Origin of the sequence: Janthinobacterium sp. Ant5-2-1 (assembly GCF_001445815.1) — a bacterium.
In the GTDB taxonomy this organism is placed as follows: domain Bacteria; phylum Pseudomonadota; class Gammaproteobacteria; order Burkholderiales; family Burkholderiaceae_D; genus Janthinobacterium; species Janthinobacterium lividum_E.
On record NZ_LNCE01000116.1, the window covers coordinates 1 to 4473 of the forward strand.

5 protein-coding genes and 2 rRNA genes are annotated in these 4473 nt (G+C 56.0%); all 7 read left to right on the forward strand.

The window, feature by feature from the left end:
- Positions 1 to 102, forward strand: a 5S ribosomal RNA gene (rrf, locus tag ASN89_RS25330); the annotation flags it as partial.
- Between the two features lie 249 nt (positions 103 to 351).
- Positions 352 to 1140 carry a transporter substrate-binding domain-containing protein gene (locus ASN89_RS25340; protein WP_058051189.1) on the forward strand — a complete coding sequence of 263 codons (789 nt, stop codon included), beginning with the start codon at positions 352 to 354 and terminating at the stop codon, positions 1138 to 1140.
- A 15-nt stretch (positions 1141 to 1155) separates the two neighbouring features.
- A complete protein-coding gene (locus ASN89_RS25345) occupies positions 1156 to 1824 on the forward strand; it encodes an amino acid ABC transporter permease (RefSeq protein ID WP_058051190.1) in 669 nt (222 codons plus the stop codon).
- Positions 1821 to 2471, forward strand: coding sequence for an amino acid ABC transporter permease (locus tag ASN89_RS25350; RefSeq protein ID WP_058051191.1), 651 nt, complete (start codon positions 1821 to 1823; stop codon positions 2469 to 2471). Before ASN89_RS25345 ends, ASN89_RS25350 begins: the two co-directional genes overlap by 4 nt.
- The gene (locus tag ASN89_RS25355; RefSeq protein WP_058051192.1) at positions 2458 to 3186 is read left to right on the forward strand and encodes an amino acid ABC transporter ATP-binding protein; all 729 of its coding nucleotides are present in this window, start codon (positions 2458 to 2460) and stop codon (positions 3184 to 3186) included. Before ASN89_RS25350 ends, ASN89_RS25355 begins: the two co-directional genes overlap by 14 nt.
- A 26-nt stretch (positions 3187 to 3212) precedes the next feature.
- The gene (locus ASN89_RS25360) at positions 3213 to 3911 is read left to right on the forward strand and encodes a GntR family transcriptional regulator (RefSeq protein ID WP_058051193.1); all 699 of its coding nucleotides are present in this window, start codon (positions 3213 to 3215) and stop codon (positions 3909 to 3911) included.
- 431 nt (positions 3912 to 4342) lie between these two features.
- A 16S ribosomal RNA gene (locus ASN89_RS25365) occupies positions 4343 to 4473 on the forward strand; the annotation flags it as partial.

Here is a 4473-nt window from a genome sequence, read left to right on the forward strand (position 1 = left end):
TAGCAAGTTGGTCCCACCCCTTCCCATCCCGAACAGGACCGTGAAACAACTTTGCGCCGATGATAGTGCTGCAACCAGTGTGAAAGTAGGTTATCGTCAGGCTTGTTATTCGCAGTAGAGAAAAACCCCGCCAGCCATGGTGGGGTTTTTTTTCGTCTGGTGGTTTGTCGCGGTGCACCCGATTCGTGCATGGTGTGGTGCAGAAAGTCAGGCACTGCTCAAAAACTATGCAGAAATAGGGGCTTTGCAGATCGTATGCAGGCTTTGTATGCAGGCACGGAAACTGCTCAAGGATTATGGCGCGCTGTTCATCATGGGATAGCACGCTCCATCCCACCTTGAGGAGTTGTCATGAACCGTCGTTCGATCCTGTTGTCGCTGATCTTGTCCGCCACCGCACTTGCTGCACCGCTGACCCATGCCGAGGCGCTCGACGATATTCTCAAGGCCAAGGTCTTGCGCGTGGCCGTGCCCCAGGATTTTCCGCCTTTCGGATCGGTCGGCCCTGACATGAAACCCGTTGGCTACGACATTGACGTGGCCGCACTGCTGGCCAAAGGCCTGGGTGTCAAGCTGGAACTGGTGCCCGTGACCAGCGCCAATCGCATTCCTTACCTCAATACCAAAAAAGTCGACCTGGTCATTTCCAGTCTCGGTAAAAACCCGGAGCGTGAAAAAGTCATCGATTTCAGCGCAGCGTATGCGCCATTCTTCAGCGGCGTGTTCGGTGGTGCGGATCAGGCGATCAGCAAGGCCGAGCAACTGGCAGGTAAAACAGTGGGCGTCACCCGCGGCGCCGTGGAAGATCTTGAGCTGAGCAAGATTGCGCCGGCCAATACCACCATCAAGCGTTTTGAAGATAATAATGCGACCATTTCCGCTTTCCTGTCCGGCCAGGTGCCCTTGATTGCCACTGGCAACGTGGTGGCTGGCGCAATTGTCGAAAAACAGCCTGCCAAAAAACTCGAATTCAAATTCTTTATCAAGAATTCTCCCTGCTACGTCGGCATCAATAAAAGCGAACCGAAGTTACTGGCGCAAATCAATGCCATCCTGGCCAAGTCGAAAGAAGACGGCAGCCTCAATACCATCGCCCAGAAATGGCTGAAAACAACGCGCCCTGTCACCGCCCTGCTGTAACGGGTCAAGCGCGCCATGGCATACACTTTTGATTTCAGCAGTATCTGGGAATACCGCGAGTATCTGTACAACGGCGTGATGGGCACCTTGCGTTTGACACTCGTTGGCACCGTGCTGGGTGTCGCCATCGGTATTCTTGGCGCCATCTCGCGCGCCTGGAAACTGCCCGTGCTGTTCCCGGTCTACACCGTGTATGTGGAGCTGATCCGCAACACGCCGTTCATCGTGCAGCTGTTCTTTGTCTTCTTCGGCTTGCCCAGCCTCGGCATTCATTTGAGCGAGTGGCAGGCGGCAACGATTGCGATGGTGCTCAACCTGGGCGCTTATAGCACCGAGATCATCCGCGCCGGCGTGGAGTCTGTGCCGAAAGGCCATATCGAGGCCGCTTTGGCGCTGGCGATGTCGCGCTTCCAGATTTTTCGCTGCGTGATCCTGCGCCAGGCCTTGCTCAAGATGTGGCCAGCCTTGTCGAGCCAGATCGTGATCGTGATGCTGGGATCGTCCGTATGTTCGCAAATTTCGGCCGAAGAGCTGAGCTTTGGCGCCGGCTTCATTACCTCGCGTAACTTCCGTTCCTTCGAAGTGTATTTCGTCGTCACCATCATGTACTTTTTGCTGGCGGTCGGCGTGCGCCGCGCGCTCGTCCTGTTTGGCCGCTACGTGCTTGCGAGGAGAGCGACATGAGCGATTTTTCCCTGTGGGACATCATTCGCAACTTGCTGCTGGCGGGGCGTTGGACGGTATTGCTGTCCTTGATCGCCTTTGTTTGCGGTGGCCTGGTCGCTATCGCGATACTGATGATGCGCACCTCAAGCTCGCGGCTGCTGCGCCGGTTTGCTGTCATGTACATCGAGTTGTTCCAGGGCACGCCGCTGCTGATGCAATTGTTCCTGCTGTTCTTTGGCCTGTCGCTGAGCGGCATGCAAGTGTCGCCCTGGCTTGCTGCCAGCGTGGCCCTGACCTTGTTTACCAGCGCCTACCTGGCGGAAATCTGGCGCGGTTGCGTCGAGGCGATTCCCCGCGGCCAGTGGGAAGCGTCTGCCAGCACGGCAATGACGTATATGGAGCAGATGCGCCATGTGATCTTGCCGCAGGCGCTGCGCATCGCCGTCGCACCGACGGTCGGTTTTTCCGTGCAGGTCGTGAAAGCGACGGCGGTCACGTCCATTATCGGTTTTGTCGAGCTGACCAAGGCCGGCTCGATGATCAGCAATGCTACGTTTGCGCCCTTCACCGTGTATGGCCTGATCGCCCTGATGTATTTTTGCCTGTGTTTCCCGCTTTCGCTATATGCCCGCCGCCTGGAAAGGAAAATCAATGTCTCTCGTTAGCATCAATGGATTGCACAAGCGCTTTGGTGCGCATCACGTCCTCAAGGGCATCGACTTGCGCGTCAAGGAAGGCCAAGTGACGGCAGTGATCGGACGCAGCGGTTCGGGCAAGAGTACCTTGCTGCGTTCGATTAATGGACTGGAAAGTTTCGACGAAGGCTCGCTCGACGTCGATGGTGTGAGGGTCACCGTCGGCCAGACCGATTTGCGCCAGTTGCGCCTGAAAGTCGGCATGGTGTTCCAGCAGTTCAATTTGTATCCGCATCTGACGGCCGGACAGAATGTGATGCTGGCGCCGACCGTGGTCAAAAAAATCGGCAAGCAGCAAGCAGAGGCGCTGGCGCGCGATGCGCTGGCAAAAGTCGGCCTTGCCGATCGCTTTGCCTCGTTTCCAGACCAGTTGTCGGGCGGCCAGCAGCAGCGTGTGGCAATCGCTCGGGCACTGGCGATGCAGCCGAAAATACTGTTGTGCGATGAAATTACCTCGGCACTCGACCCGGAACTGGTGAACGAAGTGTTGGCCGTGGTGCGCAAGCTGGCCGAGGATGGCATGACCTTGATCATGGTCACGCATGAAATGCGCTTCGCACGCGAGGTGGGGGATCAACTGGTGTTCATGCACCAAGGGAAAATCCATGAGCAGGGTGATCCGAAGACCCTGTTTGCCGCGCCGTCGACACCGGAACTGGCCAGTTTCATCAGTTCGGTTTCCTGATCGTCTTTGCCAAAGCCAGATCCCGCATGCTTGACCCCACCACACCAGCTGTTACCAACTCGTCCGAGGAGATCGCTGCGGATATTGCGGCGGCGATTATCGAACGCCGCTTGCCTTCTGGCACCAAGCTCAAGGAAGAGGCCCTGGCCCGTGTGTATTCCGTCAGTCGCACCAAGATCCGTGCGGCCTTGCTGATGCTGTCGAAGGATGAGCTCATCGAGATCATTCCGGAAAAGGGCGCATGCGTGTGCAAGCTCAGTGAACGCGAGGCGCGCGAAATCTTTGCCGTGCGCCGCACGCTTGAGGCCGGCCTGGCGCGTGATTTCGTGGCCATGGCCAAGGCCGATGATTATCGCCGCATCGATGCCCACCTTGCGCTGGAGCGCCAGGCCCTAGCACAAAACGATCTGCCGCTGCGCGCCAGGTTGCTGGGTGATTTTCACACCTTGCTGGCCGATATCGTTGGTAATCTGGTGTTGAAGGAAATCTTGCGCAAACTGACGGCGCGCACCTCGCTCATCGCCATGCACCAGCAGTCCAGCGAAGACGCCAGTTGCTCATCGGATGAGCATGCGCTGTTCATCGAGGCGGCCAAGGCTGGGAATGCCGACGCTGCAGTCGACATCATGTTGCATCATCTTGACCATGTGCTCAAAGCGCTGCATGTCGATGCCACGGAATGTGTCGACAAGAAAGACCTGGTCAAAGCCCTGCTGGCCGCCTGAACAAAAACACGGATAGCGATTGAAAGCCCTTGCCAAGACTGGCGGCGCTTTGCTATAGTTCGCCTCCCCATTGAGACGCAGTCAATGCGGCACTTGAGGATCACCGGAAACGGCGATGAGTAGTAAAAGAAGGAGTTGACGGATTTAGCGAAATGCTTCATACTCTTCCTTCTTCGCAGCTGACAAACACAACGCTTTGTCGATAGCGCGAAAGCAGTACCGAATACAGTTCTTTAACAATTAACAGTCGATAAGTGTGGGCATTTGATGTAGTGCAGCGATGATCTTCGGATTGTCGTAATACTTAAAATATCAAATGTTCACAAGAAATAATGAAATAGGATACTTCTTCGGAAGTAGCCTGTCAGTTTTTTGAGTGAGCGACCCGTCAGCAATGACGGTGCCGGTAAAACGGCAAAGTAACAGAGATTAAACTGAAGAGTTTGATCCTGGCTCAGATTGAACGCTGGCGGCATGCCTTACACATGCAAGTCGAACGGCAGCACGGAGCTTGCTCTGGTGGCGAGTGGCGAACGGGTGAGTAATATATCGGAACGTACCC

What these genes read in the sequence shown, in the direction of transcription:
- ASN89_RS25340 (WP_058051189.1), top strand. Translation starts at nt 352, where the DNA reads ATGAACCGTCGTTCGATCCTGTTGTCGCTGATCTTGTCCGCCACCGCA.
- ASN89_RS25345 (WP_058051190.1), top strand. Translation starts at nt 1,156, where the DNA reads ATGGCATACACTTTTGATTTCAGCAGTATCTGGGAATACCGCGAGTAT.
- ASN89_RS25350 (WP_058051191.1), top strand. Translation starts at nt 1,821, where the DNA reads ATGAGCGATTTTTCCCTGTGGGACATCATTCGCAACTTGCTGCTGGCG.
- ASN89_RS25355 (WP_058051192.1), top strand. Translation starts at nt 2,458, where the DNA reads ATGTCTCTCGTTAGCATCAATGGATTGCACAAGCGCTTTGGTGCGCAT.
- ASN89_RS25360 (WP_058051193.1), top strand. Translation starts at nt 3,213, where the DNA reads ATGCTTGACCCCACCACACCAGCTGTTACCAACTCGTCCGAGGAGATC.